1 protein-coding gene is annotated in these 1,108 nt (G+C 60.8%); it reads left to right on the top strand.

The genetic code is table 11. The annotated features are described in order from the left end of the window. Window positions 1-74: 74 nt before the first annotated feature. Entirely contained in the window at window positions 75-941 is an 867-nt protein-coding gene (locus NK662_RS24480; RefSeq protein WP_254761327.1) for an MIP/aquaporin family protein, read from the top strand. Window positions 942-1,108 lie beyond the last annotated feature (167 nt).

Below are 1,108 nucleotides of genomic sequence, written 5' to 3'. Positions count from 1 at the left end.
GTCGTCGTCGTCTCCGGCTCCGGCAAGAGAGCTAGTAGTGAGTAGTAGAAAGAAGAAGAGGCAAATTAATAGTAATGGAGGGGAAGGAGGAGGATGTCCGGCTGGGAGCCAACAAGTTCTCGGAGAGGCAGCCGATCGGCACGGCGGCGCAGGGCTCCGACGACAAGGACTACAAGGAGCCGCCGCCGGCGCCGCTGTTCGAGCCAGGGGAGCTCAAGTCGTGGTCCTTCTACCGCGCAGGGATCGCCGAGTTCATGGCCACCTTCCTCTTCCTTTACATCACCGTCCTCACCGTCATGGGGGTCAACAACTCCACCTCCAAGTGCGCCACCGTCGGCATCCAGGGCATCGCCTGGTCCTTCGGCGGCATGATCTTCGCCCTCGTCTACTGCACCGCCGGCATCTCCGGCGGCCACATCAACCCGGCCGTCACCTTCGGCCTCTTCCTCGCCAGGAAGCTGTCCCTCACCAGGGCCCTCTTCTACATGGTGATGCAGTGCCTCGGCGCCATCTGTGGCGCCGGCGGCCTCAAGGGCTTCCAGAAGGGCCTGTACGAGACCACCGGCGGCGGCGCCAACGTCGTCGCGCCCGGCTACACCAAGGGCGACGGCCTCGGCGCCGAGATCGTCGGCACCTTCATCCTCGTCTACACCGTCTTCTCCGCCACCGACGCCAAGCGCAACGCCAGGGACTCCCACGTCCCCATCCTGGCGCCGCTCCCCATCGGCTTCGCCGTCTTCCTCGTCCACCTCGCCACCATCCCCATCACCGGCACCGGCATCAACCCAGCGAGGAGCCTTGGCGCTGCCATCATCTACAACAGGGGCCATGCCTGGGATGACCATTGGATCTTCTGGGTTGGCCCCTTCATTGGCGCTGCCCTTGCTGCCATCTACCACCAGGTGGTCATCAGGGCAATTCCATTCAAGAGCAGGTCGTAACCTGCATCAGCTATTATCACTGTCAAGATGCCAATCCAGAGCAAGCTGTTTCTGATGGGCGCGGCTGTTTCCCGCTGCCTGCTTTGTTAGTAATTATTGTGGAGTCGACGTTCCTCTTCAAGTTTGTTGTACTACTGTTTTTATCTGAACACAGACTTGTAATTTCA

The sequence above is a fragment of the Ectobacillus ponti genome, from assembly GCF_024294785.1.
Taxonomy (GTDB): Bacteria; Bacillota; Bacilli; order Bacillales; family Bacillaceae_G; genus Ectobacillus; species Ectobacillus ponti.
The sequence above is the reverse complement of the archived record's forward strand: the minus strand, read 5'-3'. Positions and strand labels throughout refer to the sequence as shown.

What these genes read in the sequence shown, in the direction of transcription:
- NK662_RS24480 (WP_254761327.1), top strand. Translation starts at nt 75, where the DNA reads ATGGAGGGGAAGGAGGAGGATGTCCGGCTGGGAGCCAACAAGTTCTCG.